Annotated in this window: 17 protein-coding genes; 7 read left to right on the top strand and 10 right to left on the bottom strand. The window is 43.0% G+C overall.

The window, feature by feature from the left end:
* Window positions 1-88: 88 nt before the first annotated feature.
* The 3 genes from trxB to ACFSYC_RS11225 form a co-directional block, all read right to left on the bottom strand.
* A complete protein-coding gene (gene trxB, locus ACFSYC_RS11235; RefSeq protein ID WP_377127273.1) occupies window positions 89-1,045 on the bottom strand; it encodes a thioredoxin-disulfide reductase in 957 nt (318 codons plus the stop codon).
* Window positions 1,046-1,183: 138 nt separating this feature from the next.
* Window positions 1,184-3,544, bottom strand: coding sequence for an endonuclease MutS2 (locus tag ACFSYC_RS11230; RefSeq protein WP_377127270.1), 2,361 nt, complete (start codon window positions 3,542-3,544; stop codon window positions 1,184-1,186).
* Window positions 3,544-4,137, bottom strand: coding sequence for a DUF4296 domain-containing protein (locus ACFSYC_RS11225; RefSeq protein ID WP_377127267.1), 594 nt, complete (start codon window positions 4,135-4,137; stop codon window positions 3,544-3,546). Before ACFSYC_RS11225 ends, ACFSYC_RS11230 begins: the two co-directional genes overlap by 1 nt.
* 41 nt (window positions 4,138-4,178) lie before the next feature.
* On the opposite strand from ACFSYC_RS11225, the gene ACFSYC_RS11220 reads away from it, so the two are divergent.
* The 5 genes from ACFSYC_RS11220 to ACFSYC_RS11200 are packed head-to-tail and all read left to right on the top strand — an operon-like array spanning window position 4,179 to window position 8,081.
* Complete coding sequence (locus ACFSYC_RS11220; RefSeq protein WP_377127264.1) at window positions 4,179-4,868, top strand: YggS family pyridoxal phosphate-dependent enzyme; 690 nt, start codon at window positions 4,179-4,181, stop codon at window positions 4,866-4,868.
* A gap of 32 nt (window positions 4,869-4,900) precedes the next feature.
* Window positions 4,901-5,383, top strand: coding sequence for a GNAT family N-acetyltransferase (locus tag ACFSYC_RS11215; protein WP_377127261.1), 483 nt, complete (start codon window positions 4,901-4,903; stop codon window positions 5,381-5,383).
* A 3-nt stretch (window positions 5,384-5,386) separates the two neighbouring features.
* Window positions 5,387-6,211, top strand: coding sequence for a DUF3298 and DUF4163 domain-containing protein (locus tag ACFSYC_RS11210; protein ID WP_377127258.1), 825 nt, complete (start codon window positions 5,387-5,389; stop codon window positions 6,209-6,211).
* Complete coding sequence (locus ACFSYC_RS11205) at window positions 6,212-7,468, top strand: aspartate kinase (protein WP_377127255.1); 1,257 nt, start codon at window positions 6,212-6,214, stop codon at window positions 7,466-7,468.
* 40 nt (window positions 7,469-7,508) lie between these two features.
* Window positions 7,509-8,081, top strand: a complete 573-nt coding sequence (locus tag ACFSYC_RS11200) for a thioredoxin family protein (protein ID WP_377127253.1) — start codon at window positions 7,509-7,511, stop codon at window positions 8,079-8,081.
* A 6-nt stretch (window positions 8,082-8,087) separates the two neighbouring features.
* Here the strand turns inward: ACFSYC_RS11200 and ACFSYC_RS11195 are convergent, their stop codons facing one another.
* Window positions 8,088-8,774, bottom strand: a complete 687-nt coding sequence (locus ACFSYC_RS11195) for a hypothetical protein (protein WP_377127250.1) — start codon at window positions 8,772-8,774, stop codon at window positions 8,088-8,090.
* 68 nt (window positions 8,775-8,842) lie between these two features.
* Window positions 8,843-9,022: a hypothetical protein gene (locus tag ACFSYC_RS11190; protein WP_377127247.1), complete on the bottom strand. Its 180-nt coding sequence runs from the start codon at window positions 9,020-9,022 to the stop codon at window positions 8,843-8,845.
* A gap of 211 nt (window positions 9,023-9,233) precedes the next feature.
* Between ACFSYC_RS11190 and ACFSYC_RS11185 the strand changes: the two genes are divergently transcribed.
* Entirely contained in the window at window positions 9,234-10,517 is a 1,284-nt protein-coding gene (locus ACFSYC_RS11185; protein WP_377127244.1) for a DEAD/DEAH box helicase, read from the top strand.
* A gap of 76 nt (window positions 10,518-10,593) precedes the next feature.
* Here ACFSYC_RS11185 and ACFSYC_RS11180 read toward each other — a convergent pair whose 3' ends face one another.
* The 5 genes from ACFSYC_RS11180 to ACFSYC_RS11160 form a co-directional block, all read right to left on the bottom strand.
* Window positions 10,594-13,287: an alpha-L-rhamnosidase gene (locus ACFSYC_RS11180; protein ID WP_377127241.1), complete on the bottom strand. Its 2,694-nt coding sequence runs from the start codon at window positions 13,285-13,287 to the stop codon at window positions 10,594-10,596.
* A gap of 109 nt (window positions 13,288-13,396) precedes the next feature.
* Window positions 13,397-14,251: an OmpA family protein gene (locus ACFSYC_RS11175; protein ID WP_377127238.1), complete on the bottom strand. Its 855-nt coding sequence runs from the start codon at window positions 14,249-14,251 to the stop codon at window positions 13,397-13,399.
* Between the two features lie 198 nt (window positions 14,252-14,449).
* Window positions 14,450-16,726: a GH92 family glycosyl hydrolase gene (locus tag ACFSYC_RS11170; RefSeq protein WP_377127235.1), complete on the bottom strand. Its 2,277-nt coding sequence runs from the start codon at window positions 16,724-16,726 to the stop codon at window positions 14,450-14,452.
* Between the two features lie 99 nt (window positions 16,727-16,825).
* Window positions 16,826-17,542 carry a hypothetical protein gene (locus ACFSYC_RS11165; protein ID WP_377127232.1) on the bottom strand — a complete coding sequence of 239 codons (717 nt, stop codon included), beginning with the start codon at window positions 17,540-17,542 and terminating at the stop codon, window positions 16,826-16,828.
* A 96-nt stretch (window positions 17,543-17,638) separates the two neighbouring features.
* A complete protein-coding gene (locus ACFSYC_RS11160) occupies window positions 17,639-18,280 on the bottom strand; it encodes a hypothetical protein (protein ID WP_377127229.1) in 642 nt (213 codons plus the stop codon).
* A 44-nt stretch (window positions 18,281-18,324) separates the two neighbouring features.
* On the opposite strand from ACFSYC_RS11160, the gene ACFSYC_RS11155 reads away from it, so the two are divergent.
* Window positions 18,325-18,867, top strand: a complete 543-nt coding sequence (locus ACFSYC_RS11155; RefSeq protein WP_377127226.1) for a DUF1801 domain-containing protein — start codon at window positions 18,325-18,327, stop codon at window positions 18,865-18,867.
* Window positions 18,868-18,957 lie beyond the last annotated feature (90 nt).

Here is an 18,957-nt window from a genome sequence, read left to right as displayed (position 1 = left end):
AACGTAGCCCCCAACGTAAAAATTACATAACAAAAAAGGCTGCCTGTATAGACAACCTTTGAGTGTTTTGATTATATATTTCAGCTGCTTACGCGGTTACCACGTGCTCTTTAGCTGCTAAATAACGTTCGGCATCAATAGCTGCCATACAGCCCGTACCTGCGGCGGTTACCGCCTGACGGTAAATATGATCCTGCGCGTCGCCACAGCAAAATACGCCTTCAACATTAGTTAAGGTAGTACCTGGCTTAGTTTTAATGTAGCCGGTTTCGTCCATATCTATCCAACCTTTAAATATCTCAGTATTAGGATTATGCCCGATAGCTACAAAGAAACCGGTAACATCTAACACACGTTCTTCGTTGTTCTTGATGTTGATAACCTTTACCGCGTTAACAGATTGGCCGTCGCCTAAAATCTCTTTGGTTTCGGTATCGTATAACACCTCGATATTCGGCGTGTTCAACACCCGGTGTACCATGGCTTTAGATGCACGGAACTCATCACGGCGAACAATCATGTATACTTTTTTACAAAGCTTAGCCAAATAAGTAGCTTCTTCGGCAGCAGTATCACCGGCACCAACAATTGCTACATCTTCTCCTTTAAAGAAAAAGCCATCGCAAACCGCGCAGGCCGAAACGCCAAAACCGCTATATTTTTGCTCAGACTCGAGACCTAACCATTTTGCAGAAGCGCCGGTAGAAATGATCACGGTGTCTGCAAGGATAGTTTTGTTTTCGTCAGCAACCACTTTGTGCGGCAGGCTTGAAAAATCAACCGAACTAACGTAACCGAAACGAATATCAGTACCCAAACGCTCTGCCTGATGACGGAAATCTTCCATCATCTCAGGTCCCATGATTCCCTTAGGGTATCCCGGGAAATTTTCAACATCAGTGGTTTGGGTAAGCTGTCCACCCGCAAGCATACCGGTATACAAAACCGGGTTCAAATCTGCGCGCGAAGCGTATATAGCAGCTGTATATCCTGCAGGACCGGAGCCAACTATCAGGCATTTTACGTGTTCAGTATTTTCAGACATTGGATTTTAAAAATGAAGAACAAAAGTAGTATTAATTAGGGTGTTTGGCAATAGCTTTCCGTCAGTTATCAGTCATTGTTGCATGATGATTCCGTGATGAAATTATTAGTTCATTTTCAACAGAATATCTCCCCCTAGTTACCGAAGGTAGACATAGGTAATCCCATCCCCACCCCTGTCGGCATGCTCATCCTCCAGGCGATCTACCTGCTCGTATTTCTTAAGATACTGGCGAATCATCTTACGCAGGATACCATCGCCTTTACCGTGAATAATCTTTAGGGTGCCGTAGCTCATCATTACCGCACGATCAAAAAGGCGCTCAATATTTGCCAGGGCATCCTCTGTGCGCATACCGCGCACATCTATCTCAGGGCTAAAGCTCGCCATGTCGCTGGTTGAGCCCGACATGCTGCGGCGAACCTCTTTAGGTACTGTTGACTTAGCAATCTTTTGCACCCGTTTTCTTTTGGCTACGGTACGCAAATCGCCGATAGCGATGATGACATTGTCTTTGACGATTTCCAAAACCTGGCCGCTTGTTTCCGAGTCGATTAGTTTAACCCAGTCGCCCACTTTTATTTCCTCATCTAAAGGGTTACTTTTAGTGACAGCCGGTTTTATGGTATTCTTTTCGAGCTCCTTATTTAAGGTTTCCCGCAAATCTTTGGTTTTTACCTTATCAGCATTACTGTTTTTTATCTCGGCGATGGTGTTTTCCACCAGTTTGTTTGCGTTAAGGATGATATTTTTCGCTTCATCTCTAGCCTCGCGGATCAACACTTTTTTGTTTTCTTCCAGGTAACTTTTCAGCTTTTCATTCTCGGCTAAAAGGGTGTCTACCTGGCGTTGTTGCCTGTCCAGTTTTAAGCGGGTATCCAGGATCTCTTTTTTCTCACGCTCTAAGCCTACCAGCAAGGTATCCACACTTTTTTGCCCAGAGCTGATTTTATTTTTGGCCAGGCTAAGCACCTGTTGCGGCAAACCTATTTTTTGAGCTATTTCAAAAGCGTATGAGCTGCCTGGCTTACCAACTTCAAGCATATAGAGGGGTTTCATCTCCACGTTATTAAACAACATCGATGCGTTTTCAATCCCCTCGGCGCTGCCGGCAAATATTTTCAGGTTTGAGTAGTGGGTGGTTACCATGCCCCTTACTTTTTTATGATTAAGCGACTCTAAAACGGCTTCGGCTATCGGCCCGCCAAACTGCGGATCTGTACCGGTACCAAACTCATCTATCAGTATCAGCGATTTGGCATTAGCGTTCTCTACAAAATTTTTCATTTTTGACAGGTGCGCGCTATAAGTACTCAAATCGCTCTCTATCGACTGGTCATCTCCTATATCCACAAAAAACAGCCTGAACACCCCTACTACACTTGCTTCATCAACAGGGATCAATAAACCTGCCTGCACCATAAGCTGTAGCAAACCAACAGTTTTCATACAAACAGACTTACCACCCGCGTTAGGGCCCGATACTACCACAATGCGGGTACTATCATCAATTTGTACATTTAAGGGTACAACGGTTTTATGCTCCTTTTTGAAATTTAAAAAAAGCAGGGGGTGTCGGGCATTAACCAGCTTAAGTTTTGGCTCATTAACAACCTGTGGCATCTCCCCTTCAATATCGATAGCAAACAGTGCCTTGGCACGCACAAAATCAAGCTTGGTTAATAATCCATGGTACGACAACAGAAGCGTCACGTAGGGCCGCAATTCATCCGTTAATCCGGTTAGTATCTTAACAATCTCGCGGCGACGCTCAAACTCCAGATCGCGGATGCGATTATTTAAGGTAAAAACCTCTTCGGGCTCCATATAAACCGTTTGGCCTGATGCAGATTCATCATGCACAAAACCTTTAAGCTTACGTTTGTTCTCGGCCAAAATTGGGATACATAATCGGCCATCACGCACGGTTAGTGATCCGTCAGCTGTCCAATTATTGGAGATAGCGTTTTTATAGATCTGATCTATTTTACGGCGGGCATCCTGCTCGGCTTTGGCAATACCAGCCGTAATGTCTGCCAAATCGCGCGAGGCGTTGGACTTGATCTTGCCCTTGGTATCAATTACCTGCTCAATTTTACGGATGATTGACTTCTCTATAGGCAAATGCTCAAACAAGGCCTCAAGGTTTGGGTATTGTCCTTCGCGCTCATTAAAATAAGCAATCACAGCAAAAACTGTGTTGAGCGATGCGTATACCTGGAAAAATTCTTCCTCGGTTAAAAAAGCGCCCTCCAGCCGGGCTTTGTTGGCCAGGGCTTTTAAGTCGTAAAAATGTGTTATGGGTAAAGCAGCGTCGTTTTGCAGGATGTTTTTAAACTCGGATGCCTGGCTTAAAAACTTGCTTATCAGGTCAAAATTGCTCATTACTTGTATTTTGTCAACCATTTGCTGGCCCATAATACTCAGACAATGTGCTTTAATTAATTCCTTTACCTCGGTAAATCCCAGCTTATCAATACTATTTTCAGGGTAAAGCATTATTGTATTTTGGTAGTGTTAATTTTCTTAGGCTTTAGCAGTGCTTTTTTAGCGGCCTGCGCCTTTTTAATGGAGTCTTTTTTAGCATTAGCAATGGCTACCTTTTTTGCTCTTGCGATAGAATCCTTTTTAATCCCTTTTAAATCGTCCTGGTATCGTTTATTGATAGAGTCTTGCCTTAATTTGGCTTTACGTTCCTGATCTTTCTGAGCGTTTTTGGCCTGCCTTTCGGCATTTTTCTGATCCTTCGCTATAACAGCTACTATCGAATCGTTTTTAGCTAGTAGTCTTTTGTTTACCTCTTCGTATATTTTTACCAGCACTTCATCGCGCATGGTATAATGTTTCATGCTCCGTTTAAAGGTAGCAGAGTCTGTATGATGTTGTTTAAATATATACAGATACCGGCCTGTACCATAACGATATAAGCTATCATTGTTTGGCTGCGACGCCAGGTAGCCGTCCATCATGTGCACGTCAACCAGCAGGCTTACCATATCATCTTCACCTAAAACGTCAGCGTTGCCGCCACCGTACTTACAGGCACCTAAAACCAGCAGAGCTGAAAAAAACAGAATAATATGTTTGCGCATTATTTAATTTAACGGTTTAAATTGCGCAAAATTACGGATAAATGAGCATTGCAGATAATATCAAAAGCTTAAAAACAGAAACTACCTCAAAAAAGGTAACGCTTATAGCGGTATCAAAAACTAAAACCGCCGCTGATGTTCAAGAAGCATATGACGCCGGTCAGCGCCTGTTTGGCGAAAACATGGTTCAGGAAATGGTGGAAAAATACGAACAACTACCAAAAGATATAGAATGGCACCAGATAGGCCACCTGCAAACCAATAAGGTTAAGTACATAGCCCCTTTCATCAGCATGATACAGTCTGTTGATAGCATGAAACTTTTGCAGGAGATTAACAAACAGGGCGAAAAGAATAAGCGGGTGATTGACTGCCTACTGCAGATTTACATAGCCGACGAGGAAACCAAATACGGCTTAGGCTTTGACGAAGCCATAGAACTGCTGTGGTCAGAAGAATATATTACCCTTAAAAATGTGCGCATACGCGGCCTTATGGGCATAGCAACTAATACCGACCTGGAAAAACAATTGAGAGACGAATTTCAGGAATTGAAGGTGTTTTTCGATGGTGTTAAGGCAAGCTTTTTTCGAAAAGAAGACAGCTTCGATACCATATCGATGGGCATGTCCTCAGACTACGAACTTGCCATAGCGCAAGGTAGCAATATGATACGTGTGGGCAGTACCATTTTTGGCGATAGGGTTATTAAGCATTTTAAAAACAATTGATTGATTTCGGATTTGCTTTTAATCCCTTATAAATGAATGGCTCTATGACAAATATTCACTTACGAAACGCCGCTAAAGAAGACTGTGTTCGCCTGTTAGAACTGGTAAACGAGTTAGCGCTTTATGAAAAAGCGCCGCAGGAAGTTACGGTTACACTAGCCGAATTTGAAGATGCCGGTTTTGGCGCAAAGCCGGTTTGGAAAGCCTTTGTAGCCGAGATTGATGGATTAATAGTTGGTTTTGCGTTGTACTATGTGCGTTTCTCAACCTGGAAAGGCTGCCGTATGTACCTGGAAGATTTTATTGTCACCGAACCCATGCGTGGCCGGGGTATTGGCAAACTGTTATTTGATCAGCTTGTTATAGAGGCTAAAGAAATGGGCTTTAGCGGCATGGTTTGGCAGGTACTTGATTGGAATGAGCCAGCCCTGAATTTTTATGCCAAATACAATGCCGCTATCGAAGCTGGCTGGTTAAATGCCTCATTATCTAAAGATCAACTGTTGAATTATTAGCTCATGAAAAACAGAGTGAGGTTATTTAGTATGTTATTGCTAACAGCAGCTTTAGGCGCATGCAACTGGAGTAACGGCAATTCGGGCCAGGCTGAGCCCGATATTACCACAGACACTTTAACTTACACAACTAAAATAATCAAGGAACGCGCTAATGATTGCGTTAACAAAGCCGATAGCGCTTGTACAGTCGCCAGCATTACTTACCCTGTTTTTAACGGACAACAACTTTTAAACAATAGTATCCGGCATAAACTTATTATGCTATTTGGCGGTAACAACCCGGACGTAAAACCTGATACATCGCTACAACTGTATGCTAAAAATTTTATAAAGGGTTATGAAAATGATAGTCCAAAACAAAATAATGCCGGCATATTTTATACCCTGGCTATAAAGGCTGCATTAACACGTCAGGACTCGAGCCTTACTACTTTAGAGTTAAGCGGTTATAGTTACCAGGGTGGCGCGCACGGTGGCTCAACCACCGCTTTTATTAATTGGGACACCAAAGCGAATAATGATATCCGCTTAAAGGATGTTTTGATAGCCGGCTACAGGGATAGCTTAACTGCTATCGCCGAGACTATTTTTAGACAGCAGGAAAAACTAACGCCTACCGCATCCTTAGCCAACGACTACTTTTTTAAGGATGCCAAATTCACGCTGAATGAAAATTTTGTTATTACACCTGTCGGCCTTAAGTTTCTCTACAATCAATATGAAATAAAACCTTATGCAGCGGGACAAACAATAGTGCTTATCCCCTACGCTAATATCAAATCTTTATTAAAACCTAAGTCGGTTATTACTCAATATCTTAAATAAATGCTTGTTTTTAAATTCGGAGGCGCGTCTGTTAAAGATGCAGCAGGTATGATCAACCTGGCTAAAGTGGTTAGCTTGTATCAAGATCAACAATTGCTCATCGTAGTTTCGGCTATGGGTAAAACCACAAACGCGCTGGAAAAGCTTGCCAAAGCTTATTTTGACCAGAGCGACGATATTCAGGACATTTACGAAAGTATAAAACGTTATCACTACGACATTATAGCCGAACTCTTTGATAGCAGTGCGTCCGTATTTGACGACGTAGCCAATACATTTGTTGAGATTGATTGGATGCTGGAAGATGAGCCACAAGACAGTTACGATTTTATTTATGACCAGATCGTGTCCGTGGGCGAGCTGGTATCGACCCGGATAGTTGCCGCCTACCTTAACAAAGCAGGTTTAAAAGCTCAATGGCTTGATGTACGCGGCTACATCCATACTGACAACAAATACCGCGAAGCCAATGTACAATGGGATAAAACACGCGAAAGCATAACGCTTAGCATCCCTGAACAATTAACCCAAAGCATTATTGTAACACAGGGTTTTTTGGGCGGCACGTCTGAAAATTTTACAACTACGCTAGGTCGAGAGGGATCAGATTATACGGCTTCTATATTCGCCTCGTGCTTAAACGCAGATTCCGTCACCACCTGGAAAGATGTACCCGGGATATTAAACGCCGACCCAAAGCTATTTGACGATACGGTAAAGTTTGATGAGCTAAGTTATAACGAAGCGATAGAGATGACCTATTACGGTGCCACGGTTATACATCCCAAAACCATTAAGCCCTTAAAAAATGCAGGCATACCACTATTGGTGAAGCCTTTCGGCGACCCAACCCAGCCAGGCACGGTTATAAAAGAGGGCGTAACAAACGTGTTTAAAAAACCGGTTATTATCATTAAGAATAATCAGGTACTGTTATCCATATCTACATCGGATTATTCTTTTGTATCAGAAGATCACCTAAGCGATATTATAGGCCGGTTTGCCAAAAGCCATGTTAAGATCAATGTAATGCAAACGTCGGCCCTTAGCTTTAGTGTTTGTGTTGACTATACGCCGGAGTACCTTGACAAGCTTCTAAAAAATTTAAATTCGTCCTACAAAGTAAAGTATAACAGCGACTTAACCTTAATTACTGTGAGGCACTATTTACATGACACAATTAAAAATCTGACAATTGGTAAGACCACTTTGCTGGAGCAAATTAGCCGTAACACCGCGCAGGTTGTTGTAAAGTAATCGCTATCTTTAATCATCACAACATAAATAACAGCTATCCATGAAAAGCTTTACACTATCAGCCATCTTATTATTTGCTTTCGCGACGATGACTTTCGGGCAAACTACCCCGCCAACGGCCGATGCCGTTTTGAAAGAAGCTTACACTAAAGCAAAAAACGAAAATAAGAAAGTGTTGCTCATGTTTCATGCCTCATGGTGCGGCTGGTGTAAAAAGATGGATGCCAGCCTGAGTGATGCTACAACAAAGAAATTTTTTGACGATAACTACGTGATTACTCATTTAGATGTGCAAGAGCAGCCCGCCCAAAAGGCTTTAGAAAACCCGGGCGCTGCAGAGCAGTTAAAAGCTTTTAAAGGCGAAAAAAGCGGCTTGCCGTTTTGGGTAATATTAGACGGTGAAGGAAAAGTTTTGGCAGATAGCCAGATTCGCCCCAAAGGTGCATCATTAGATACCTACGGCGAAAATATTGGTTGCCCGGCGGCCGATAATGAAGTAGCACACTTTGCGCAGCTGTTAAAAAACACCTCGAAACTTACCGACGATCAGTTAAGTATCATCAGCAAGCGCTTTGCACAAAACAAGCCAGCACCAAGACCGGTAGCAAACTAAAGCTTTTTAAAGGCTTTGCTTTAAGCTTCTGAAAGGTTGGTTCATATTTGCGCCGCTGTACATTGTAAGGATACTGTCTTTTAGGGTCATATAGTCGCCCTCGCGGCTAACTACCATTTTTTTAACGCCCTTAACCGTAACCTCCATAGGCTGTATGGCCGATACCACCTGTCCATCTGCGTCGAGCTCTAAAATATAAAGCTGGTTATCGTTATGTTTATCCTCGTAAATGATGGTAGTGGTTTTAGTGGCGTCATCTAAAAAGCGACCATTAATATGTTTGCCAGTCATTTCCTGGTGCTCAATGGTTAACATTTTTTTAGCCTGCTCCGGGCTAAATCCAACAAACTCAAAGCCCAGCAGGTCGTTGTTTTTATCTCTAATGGTATCCGCCGGTACAACCAGCGCCTTGTCGTGATAAGTTGCCGTGGCGTATACGGTTACTCCACCTTTGTTTTTATGACTTTGCCCGGGTAAGATATAATCTACCTGCAGTGTTTTATAATCAGCGCTATCGTTGCGCAGGTAGCAGGCAATGGCTATCAGATCGGGTTTACTTATGCGGTTGTGAACCTGTACATCCAACCTGATACCATCTTTAATTTTTTCAGACTTTAATATCTCAAATGGGGTTTTAGGTTTTGAGTTGCAGGCAGTAAGTGCTACCAGGCATAGCAAAAGCAGTTTTTTCATACGGCCAAAAGTAGCTATAAACCGCTGTATAACAAAAAAGCCTCTCGTGTAATTGAGAGGCTTTGTTATTAGTCCTTTTTATGTTGCGGCTTATGCGCGCTGTCTTTACTTGACGTGGTGAAGGATGGCTGCCCACCCCCATTGCTTACGCCTTGTTGTTTCAGGCGTTCGCGCTGATCTGTAAAATTTCTGTCGGCAGTGGTACTACCTTGATTATTGTTGTTGTTTTTAAAATCCTGCGTTTTCATAATTATAGATTTTTAGTACGTCATAAACGGTACAACAACTGTACCATAATGCCCGCTAGAGCCGCTTATTAAAGATTAACGTAGGTTCTTGAAGCAAACTTCTGCCGTCCGATATGGGGCATTGGTTAGTATTTCAAATCATGTATTGAAAACCAAAGTTTAGCTTTAGCGAATTATAGTTAGCTTTGCAAATTATTACTAAATAGAAATTATGCCCGGGTTTGACAAAATAAAGCTGAATAAACAACTCATTAGATCATTAAACGAGCTTGGGTATACCAGCCCTAAAGATGTTCAGCAGAAAACCTTGAACCGTATTATTGGCGGTCAGGATGTAATTGTTATTGCCCCGGAGGGTGCCGGCAAAACCACTACCCTTGTGTTAACCGCACTGAACCGCTTTAACTATGCCCCTGAAGGTGTGCCAAAGGTTTTGATATTGGTACCCGAAGCAGAGGATGTACACATCACTGTGGCGCTTTTTGAGCGCTTAAATAAAAACACCTCCATATCAATTGTTGGCTTGTATGTTACCCCGGGACTTGACGCGCAACTTGATGCACTGGCAGACGGTGCCGATATTGTGGTTGCCACGCCGGATCGCGCACGCGCTATTTACCTAAAGCTTGCGCTGAACTTAAATAAAATGGAGCTGTATATTGTTGATGATGCCGACCGCATGATTAAAAAAGGCATGCAGCTACCCATTGCCGAGCTGGCCAACAGTATACCTAAAGCGCAGCACCTGGTGTTTACAGATGTGATGCATGGTCGCTTGGAAACCATGATAGCACCGTTTATGAAACAGCCGGCTACAATTGAAATTGATGAGTTGGAAGAAACAACTATCGATACTCACCAACAACTGCTTTATAACGTACCTAACTTTTTAACCAAGGTTAACCTGCTTAATTTGTTTATGTATGATGCCGAGGTATTTACCAAAGCTGTAGTTTTTATAAGCAATCGTACTACCGCCGAAAAGGTTTACCAAAGCATGAGCCGCCGTATGCACGAAGCTGTGGGCTATCTAAACCCGCATTTTGATGAGCATGGTTTTAAAACATTAGAAGAGTTTAAAACTAATACCGAAGCAAGAGCCATCATTATAATTACAGAAGATGAACAGCAGCTTGATTTATCAGGCATCCCGTTTTTAATTCATTTTGATTTGCCGGCCGATAAGGAAACTTATATAAACAGAGTTACAAAAACACACGATGAGGATACCATAGCCCTGGCCTTTGCCACTGATATGGAGCTAAGTCTGGTTAAAAGGATAGAACAAGCAACCGGCAATAAAATGGAAGTTGCCGAACTGCCCGAGGACCTGGTAATTGTAAGCGATGCAAAACCTAAAGCCCCAAAAACGCCTAAAGAAACAGAACCGGAGCGCGGCGCGGCTTTCCACGAAAAAAAGGCATCAAACAACAAGAACTACAATTACAGCTCAGGCGAAAAGGCTAAGATGAATATGAAGAAGAAGCATGGGTAAATAAAACAATAACCATGCAAACGAAAGCGGCCACCTTAATTTTAAGGTGGCCGCTTTTGTTATAAGTATTTTGGGATTACTTTACCGTGAACTCATAGCTACCCGAGGATATACGTAATCCGTTACCCGCAACTTCCTTACCATTCAAATAAGCTTTTTTACCTGATGGGAAAGTCACCGTAGCGCTAGAGTTTGCCGGTACTATAGCCGAATAAATAACGCTGCTGCCTTTACGTTTCCAATTTGAAACTATTTTACCGTAAGGGCCAATATGATTGGATTCGAAGCTATTTAGGCCTGTTACAAAGTTTGGTTTAAGCAATACGTTTTTAAAGCCGGGATTAGCCGGATCGATATTAATACCGCCCAGGCCTTTGTAGTACCAGGCGTTAATCTCACCAAACATGATGTGATTTAATGACAAGTCGCTTTTTGCAAATACGTCCCAGTTTTCATAAAGGGTGGTAGCACCGTTCTTTATCCACCAGCCCCATGACGGGAAGGTTTCTTGTGCCGCTATTGAATAAGCAACATCAGCATAACCATTGTCACTCAGCGCGCCTAGTATGGCTTTAGCGCCCAGTATCCCGGCATCAAGGTGATTGTTATCCTGCTTTACACGCTCGGCTAAATTAGCGGCTACTTTGGCTTTTAATTCTTCCGGAACAATGCCCCAATATAATGGCATGCTAAGTTCGGTTTGGTAACCTTGGTCATACATGCCGGTGGTGGTGTTTAAATATTTTGCATTGAGGGCATTTTTAATCTTAAGGGCCAACGCCGTATATTTTTGTTCATCCTCTGCCCTGCCAAACAACCTGGCAGCTTTAGCTAAAATATTAGCGTCGGTGTAATAATAGATAGACGACACAAACTCAACCGGCGATTTTGACTTAACCGGCACCCAATCACCAAGTCCCCAGGTAGTCAATCCCGTTGGATACAGTTCATCAATGTGATTAACGTAGCGTTTAATGGCGTCATAGTTGTCATTAAGCGTTTTGCTGTCACCATAAAACTGGTAAAGGTTCCAGGGTATAATTGCAACTGTACTTGTCCAATCCGGACCGTTGCCCCACTCGTAACCCCAGCCATCCGACGGAATGATCGACGATAACACACCATTAGGCTGCTGCTCGTCACGATGATCGGCCATCCATTTTTCATAAACCGTTATACCGTCATAACCATATAGGCCGGTCTCGCTGGCAATATGGGCGTCGCCTGTCCAACCGTTTTTCTCGCGTTGCGGGCAATCTGTCGGGTAGCCAAACAGGTTTGACAGGTAGGACACATTACATGCCGCCCAAATCTTATTTAATACTTCGTTTGATGACGTGATGGTACCCTTGGTATTCACATCGCTATGCATAAAGTAGGCGGTTATGCTTTCCTTTTTAATATTGATAGGTTTGCTGGCGGTAACTTCAACATACTGAAAACCTTTATAGTTAAACCTGGCCATAAAGCTCTCTTCGCCTTTGCCGCTCAATATGAAAATATCCGTCTGAAACGGGTCGGTTTTGTCTGTAGGGCGATAATGTACGTCAATGTTCGACATGTCGGCTTTACCGTCTTTATCCAGCTTCTCGGTATGTTTTAGGCGGATAACTGTACCGGCAGGGCCACTAACGGTAATTTTGCTTACACCGGCAATGGTGCGGCCAATATTAAACAGGTAAGTGCTGTCATTCTGTTTCTTCATATCCACGGCGGGGATAGTTTCGGTAGCACGGATAGGCTCCATAGCCTGCGACACGATGTTAGCCGAAGGTGCAGGGCGAATGATCACTCCTCTCCAACTTCTACCTTCGGTAAAAGCGGCGGTGTTCCAGCCGTTTTGCTCAAGGCGGGCATCATAATGCTCGGCTGTATAAATGCTATTGAATATGATAGGGCCGGTTGATGATTTCCAGCTTTTGTCTGATGTAAGGGTTTGTACGGTTCCATCCTCATAAGTTACGCGCACGTCCAAACAAAATGTCGGGCGGTTGCGCCACGGGGCACGATGAAAATCCCAAACGGCGGTACTTTGATGATTGTACCAACCATTACCTAAGATAACCCCTATGGCATTTTTACCTTGCTGCAACTCTTTAGTCACGTCATAAGTAACATACAGCGTACGGCGGTCATAACGGGTATACATAGGGTCCATACGGTGGTTGCCAATCTTTTCTCCATTAATATATAACTCATATAAACCACCCACAGCAATATAAACACGGGCAGATTTTATCTTTTTATTCAGGTCGTAAACATTCCGGAAGTATGGCGCAGGCTTTACTTCGGGGCCCCGGCCGTCACTTATCCAGGTGCCTTTCCAGTTTGATTTTTCTATTAAGCCGGTTTCAAAGCTATTAATGGCCGATGAAGTAATTTTACCGGAATCGTCCCAAACAGAGACATGCCAAAAGTATCTGGTGTAAGGTTGCAACGTCTTACCATCATAAGTTACTAATTGCGATGTCGAAGTAACCTTGCCCGATTGCCAGGTATTCGACTCGGCTTTGCTTAAGGCCACAGAATCAGTACTCACCGTAACCTGGTAAGCATTTTGCGCCGCACCTTTACGGCTATCATTAATTACCCAGGTAAAACGTGGATGCGGCGCATCAATGCCCATTGGGTTGGTTAGATATTCGCATTTAAGGTTTTGCAGTTTTTGAGCTGACGCTGTACCTGCAGATGAGGTGAGGATGGCGACTGCTAAAGACAAACAAGACGCAATGTTTCTGAAAGATAACTTGATAGGTAAATATTGGCGCATTATACAACTGGTTTTGTGTGGCTAATATATAAAATAAGCACCTTAAAGCAACAAAAAACGCCCCGGCATTTACTGCCGGGGCGTTGAGTAATAAAGATATTACCTTTTATTATTTTTCCATTGGTTTACCTATCAGATCCATAAACTGATCTAGTTTTGGAGTTATGATAATTTGGGTACGCCTATTTTTAATTTTACCCGCTGGGGTACTGTTATCGGCAATTGGGTTATACTCGCCACGGCCTCCTGCAGTTAAACGTTTAGGATCAACCTGGTAGGTGTTTTGCAGCGCCTGCACGACAGATGATGCCCTCAAAGCACTCAAATCCCAGTTGTTACGGATACCGGTAGATTTGATAGGCACATTATCAGTGTTACCTTCAATCAGCACTTCGTAATCCGAGTAATCTTTAATGATCTTAGCAATTTTGCCTAAAGTGGCACCTGCTACATCAGATATTTCATAACTGCCTGATTTGTATAACATGTTATCAGACAATGAAATATAAACAACCCCTTTAAGTACCTGCACATCAACATCCTTCATTTCTGATTGACTCAATGAACGGGTTAAATTATTGCTCAATACTAAATTAAGCGAGTCGCTTTTACCTTTTGCAGCAATTAATTGTTTAATGTACTTATCACTCGCAGTTATTTGATCGGCCAGTTTAGCAATATTTACGTTGCCCTGGTTGTTGCCGGCTAAACATTTGTTTAATGCATCCTGCAAGGCCGTGCGGCTCGATTTTTCGGATGCTATTTGCTCCTCTAAACCTCTAACACGCGTTTTTGATCCTTCCAACTCGCGTTGGGTAAGGTCATAGCTTTGTTTTAGTTCAGACTGCTTGGTTTGCAGCGCGGTATAATCTGTTTGTAGTGTCTGATATTTTTTATTGCTAACACAACCGGTTGCAAGTACCGCAGTGATGGGGATAAGCAATAACATTAACTTAGTTTTCATAAGGTATCTGTTCGTAAAGATCATGACCATTCATGATCCAATTGTTACTACAAACAAAATGCCTAAAAGTTTACAATGCCTTTTATAACTTTGTAAATCAAATACTTATAGGTCAGATCTTATTTGTCAGTCTTATCAGTTAAACATTCTTAATAGTACAATGCCCTCAAAACTTAGAGGGCATCCCTTGAACATTTTTTAGTTAGGCATTGCCGCCGCAGATGGTGGTGGCGAACTTATCCCCCATTGCTTATTCGCTATCGGGCCCATTACTAATTCTAACACGCCGCCGTTTGCAATATCGCTATGGTGAAACCATGGCTTATCCCATACCTTGCCGTTTAATTTGGCAGATTGGATGTATTTATTAGTGAACGATGCATCCCTAGCCTTGATCTCGAAATACTTCCCACCGCCTAAATTCATTTTTACATAAGGGAAACAAGGGCTGCCAATGTTATAAGTTGGCGATCCTGGGGTTACCGGGTAAAAACCCATCTGGCTAAATACTACAAACGATGTCATACCTCCACCGTCTTCGTCGCCGGGGATTCCCATCAAATCGTTACGGTACCATTGGTCAAGCAGCGAGCGAATGCGTTTTTGAGTGCGCCAGGGTGCGCCTGCATAATTATATAGATACGGGATGTGGAAGCTTGGCTCGTTAGCCATAGAGAACATACCCACGTTACCGGTATGATCTGGCAATATGGCATAAAAATCCCAGCGAGATCCCGGTATAGGCTCATTAAACATTTGCTCCAAACCGTCAATAAATTTCTGATTACCACCTACCAGTGATACCAGGTCGCCTATGTTGTGCTGTACATCCCAACGGTAAACATAGCCATTGTTCTCATCGTAATATTCTCGTGCGCCAACTCCACCTGATGTACGGTAGTCCAGCGGCTCAATAAATTTGCCCTCTTTATCTTTAGGATGAAAGAAACCGGTTTTAGGATTAAACACGTTACGATAATTGTATGATGCTTTTAGGTAGTGATTGGCTTCATCGGTTTTCCCTAATGCGGCAGCCATTTGCGACAGGCACCATTCATCGTAAGACGTGCCTAAAGTAACCGCAATTGGCTGGCGTTTTTCCCAGCCATGTACCTCCTTAACGGTTTCTTTTTCGCCCGGTTTCAAGGCAGGCATGTAACCTTTTTCTTTGTAAAAGGCATCTAACTCGCCCGAATTTAAGCCGCGCGACCACGGCAATAATGATTTATCATCTACCGAACCTTTGCCGGCTTTGTAGGCATCGGCCAAATCAAAACCACGCAAGCCTTTTGCGTAAGCATCCATGAAACTACCAATAAAATGGTTAGAGTTCATGGCACGGTCATCGCCGCTTATTGTTGGGAAATTTGGTAACCAGTTGGTCCCATTTTGTTTTGACATCAGGATGTATGACCTCAATACGTCTACTTCTTCTTTCTTATCCGTCAATACGCGCAATGGATGGGCGGCGCGGTAAGTATCCCAGCTCCAGTCATCTGTAGAAAACGGATGACCCTCATCACTGTGTACCTGTCCATCGGCAGCGCTAAAATATTGGCCATCTTCGCTAATTACGATAGGACGCTCTAATGTGCGATAAAGCGATGTGTAGAAAACAGAAGTTTCTTTATCCACCGCGCCTGATACGGCTATCTTACCCAACTCGTCGTTCCATATTTTACGGCCAACGGCTGCAACAGCGGCTACATCAAAAGTTTTAATCTCGCGATTCAGGTTTTTCTTAGCCTGTGCTTCGCTGATGAAAGATACACCGTAACGCATACCTACTTTACGCGTACCGGCAGGGAAAGCTACCGCCAAGGCGCTTCCAGACTCGCCCCAGGTTACACTACCGCGCGCCGGTACGCCTGATTTTGACGTTGGGACATCGGTTTCTGCATATAGGTATACTTTAGTTTTGTTACCAAGATCCCGGTAGCCGCTAATAACGCTGCCACTGGCCTTGATCTGACCACCACGGCCTGCATTAAATATCAGATAGGGAGCCTCTGCCTTCTCAAAGCTTATCTTGTATACCGCGCTTTGATGCGATGGAGCAAAGTCTACAGCAACGTTAGCTTCGTCAAGATACACACCAAAACGGTAAGGTTTAATACTTTCCTGATCGTAGCTTAATTGCGCACTTGGCGATATGCCACTCTCCGGGCCCTGGTAAGGATAAAAATTAAAGCTTGATGCTGAGCGATGATGCGTAACAATTAAAGGCAGGCCGCCAATACGATTGGTTGTATAATCTTGCCTAACCGGGAAAACCCGCATCATACTATGTGGCAGATGGGTAGTTGGGTAACATGGCACCAACATGTGGCTTATAGCGCCCACATACGGGTTGACAAAATCAACCGGTTGTTTGCCCGTTGCCTTAGCAGTAGTTTTTTGCGCGTTTGCCGTAACCGGAAAGGTCAAAGTACCTATTAGGCCGGCAACGGCCAATAAGTGTTTAGCTTTAATCATAAATTATTGCGTTTAACTGATTGTATGGTAAAGAAACAAAAAAACGCGCATAATTTATTCTAATTAAAGTGTGTTTTTTACACAATAACCGCCATTCCATTATTTCTTTACTGGTTGCTTAACAGTCTTAGTAGCGGGAGTAAGCAGCGCCTCCGTACCGGTAGTTTCAACCTTCGTGCCATCAGGGTTTTCAATAATAGACCTATTGCCTACTCTGGTGATGGTATATTCCGTTTTAACTTTATAAGTATCACCATCTTTTATAATGGTAGTGTAGGTACTATCGGCATTCACAATTTTCGACTTGATACCTGTGTAGGCTTCGTCTGACAATGGTTTAGCGGCCGGATAGTTTGTGCTAACCTTATTACCGGCAACGGTAGTAATCAAGTTTGAGCCGTCCAGATGCTCAAGCGTATAGGCATTTTCATAAACTATAATTTCAAACTTCCGCCCGGCTACAGACAAAGTAAAAGGCGTAGCGTTACGATCATATCGGGTAAAATTACCATTGATATTAACCAATTTTATAAATGCCTGGCTATCTATCCAGTTGTATACACTACCGTTTGAGCTTGTCATGGTAGTGGTGCCACCGCTACGTTCAAATGTTAAATATTGGCTACTATTCTTAATAACAGACGTTTCGCCTGTGTTGGTTATAGTAGTATGTATGCCCTTGCTATCAACTATAAGTGTGGTATTGCCGGCTTTATTGATGGTAGATTTTGTACCATCAATATTGGTAATTACCCTGGTTTGGGCCTGGGCGTTGGTGCCTATTAGTATAAGCGCCGCGAGGATAAGGTTCTTCATCGTGTTTAAGTTGGTTGTTGTAATTTTGATGAAGTAAATGGCCGAAGGTTTAACTTGGGATGAAACTTTGTTTAGTTGAACCGGAAAATAAATAGGTCATTGATTAGTAGTTACAGTGGTGGTGCTTGAAAAGGTGCTGACGGTTGGCTTGGGTTTGCCGGTTATGGTAAATCCGACTGTTATCCCTTTGTCTGATACGGTGATACCGTTTACGGGCACAACCTCCGGTTTAATTATTTCGGCATAGTTAAATGTCGCATAAGCTGTACCATTGGGGTAAGTGACGGCGCTGATGTCGCCGTAATTGTTCACGGTTGATGTTGTGTTATCTGCATTGACAATGGTTGACGTTGACCCGTTGTTGGTTACCGTAGCTACCTTACCGGTCAGGCTGCTGATAACTGAAACATTGTCTGTAATGGTAACCGTGTAGGCCGCGCCATTTGAATTGCTAATAGTAGCCGTATTACCAGCTTTACTGATAGTTGATTGGCTACCATCAGAGTTAGTGATAGTGCCTATGTTTCCGTTACGGTTGTAGGTTGATGTAAAACCGTTTGTATTCTCAATAACTACATTATTCTTTAAAGCGGATACCTTGTAGCTGGTTTTGATAGTTGTGGCGTTGATTTTGTGCTCCTCCCGGGCAGGTGTAATGTTGATTTTTTTGCCTAATGGCAACTGCGCAAAAGAGGACACGCTGATGAGTAATAAGGTTGAAAGGATAAGGTGTTTCATTGGTAGGGTTTGGTTGGTTAAATATACAAAAACAGTTTGCAATTTTGGGTTGGATAAAAACTGATGACGAAGGTTTAATTTCCGGATATAATTGTCCTGATCGGCCCCTAAATACGTCCCGGCTTGCCATTAAAGATGTCAAAACAAACAACGACATTGCACCTGCAACCATTATGAAAGCTAAAGACATACATAACCCCGAAGCGGTAGATCAGCATATTAAAAAGCACGATCAGTCCCTGCAAGCTATCATCAATAAACTTCGGCAGATCATCCTGAGCATTGACCCGATGATTGGCGAGCAGATCAAGTGGAACTCGCCCAGCTTCTTCTACACTGGCGAAATGGCTCCTTTTGATCCAAAAGAATATAAAAGGGATATTGTTGTGCTAAACCTTCATAGGGGCAATGTATTAATGGTGTTTCCCACAGGGGCTAAGATTACAGACACTACCGGCCTATTGGAAGGCAACTACACCGACGGCCGCAGAATGGTAAAAATTGCTGATATGAATGATGTTGAAAGTAAAAAAGATGGTTTAAAGGCAGTCATCCGGCAATGGATAGCGTTGGTTGAAATTAGCTAAAATACCTCAGAAGGTAAAGTATGTCACCTCATTCCGGGTGATTCACACCAACTGATTCACGTACTTTCATAGAAATTCCAAAAGTCAAAT

Origin of the sequence: Mucilaginibacter antarcticus (assembly GCF_042686155.1) — a bacterium.
In the GTDB taxonomy this organism is placed as follows: domain Bacteria; phylum Bacteroidota; class Bacteroidia; order Sphingobacteriales; family Sphingobacteriaceae; genus Mucilaginibacter; species Mucilaginibacter antarcticus.
The sequence above is the reverse complement of the archived record's forward strand: the minus strand, read 5'-3'. Positions and strand labels throughout refer to the sequence as shown.

Bases quoted from the DNA above. Each gene is read 5' to 3' on its own strand.
- ACFSYC_RS11190 (WP_377127247.1), bottom strand. From the start codon at position 9,022: ATGAAAACGCAGGATTTTAAAAACAACAACAATAATCAAGGTAGTACC.
- ACFSYC_RS11205 (WP_377127255.1), top strand. From the start codon at position 6,212: ATGCTTGTTTTTAAATTCGGAGGCGCGTCTGTTAAAGATGCAGCAGGT.
- ACFSYC_RS11225 (WP_377127267.1), bottom strand. From the start codon at position 4,137: ATGCGCAAACATATTATTCTGTTTTTTTCAGCTCTGCTGGTTTTAGGT.
- ACFSYC_RS11185 (WP_377127244.1), top strand. From the start codon at position 9,234: ATGCCCGGGTTTGACAAAATAAAGCTGAATAAACAACTCATTAGATCA.
- ACFSYC_RS11170 (WP_377127235.1), bottom strand. From the start codon at position 16,726: ATGATTAAAGCTAAACACTTATTGGCCGTTGCCGGCCTAATAGGTACT.
- ACFSYC_RS11230 (WP_377127270.1), bottom strand. From the start codon at position 3,544: ATGCTTTACCCTGAAAATAGTATTGATAAGCTGGGATTTACCGAGGTA.
- ACFSYC_RS11160 (WP_377127229.1), bottom strand. From the start codon at position 18,280: ATGAAACACCTTATCCTTTCAACCTTATTACTCATCAGCGTGTCCTCT.
- ACFSYC_RS11195 (WP_377127250.1), bottom strand. From the start codon at position 8,774: ATGAAAAAACTGCTTTTGCTATGCCTGGTAGCACTTACTGCCTGCAAC.
- ACFSYC_RS11200 (WP_377127253.1), top strand. From the start codon at position 7,509: ATGAAAAGCTTTACACTATCAGCCATCTTATTATTTGCTTTCGCGACG.
- ACFSYC_RS11220 (WP_377127264.1), top strand. From the start codon at position 4,179: ATGAGCATTGCAGATAATATCAAAAGCTTAAAAACAGAAACTACCTCA.
- ACFSYC_RS11175 (WP_377127238.1), bottom strand. From the start codon at position 14,251: ATGAAAACTAAGTTAATGTTATTGCTTATCCCCATCACTGCGGTACTT.
- ACFSYC_RS11215 (WP_377127261.1), top strand. From the start codon at position 4,901: ATGAATGGCTCTATGACAAATATTCACTTACGAAACGCCGCTAAAGAA.
- ACFSYC_RS11180 (WP_377127241.1), bottom strand. From the start codon at position 13,287: ATGCGCCAATATTTACCTATCAAGTTATCTTTCAGAAACATTGCGTCT.
- ACFSYC_RS11210 (WP_377127258.1), top strand. From the start codon at position 5,387: ATGAAAAACAGAGTGAGGTTATTTAGTATGTTATTGCTAACAGCAGCT.
- ACFSYC_RS11165 (WP_377127232.1), bottom strand. From the start codon at position 17,542: ATGAAGAACCTTATCCTCGCGGCGCTTATACTAATAGGCACCAACGCC.
- trxB (WP_377127273.1), bottom strand. From the start codon at position 1,045: ATGTCTGAAAATACTGAACACGTAAAATGCCTGATAGTTGGCTCCGGT.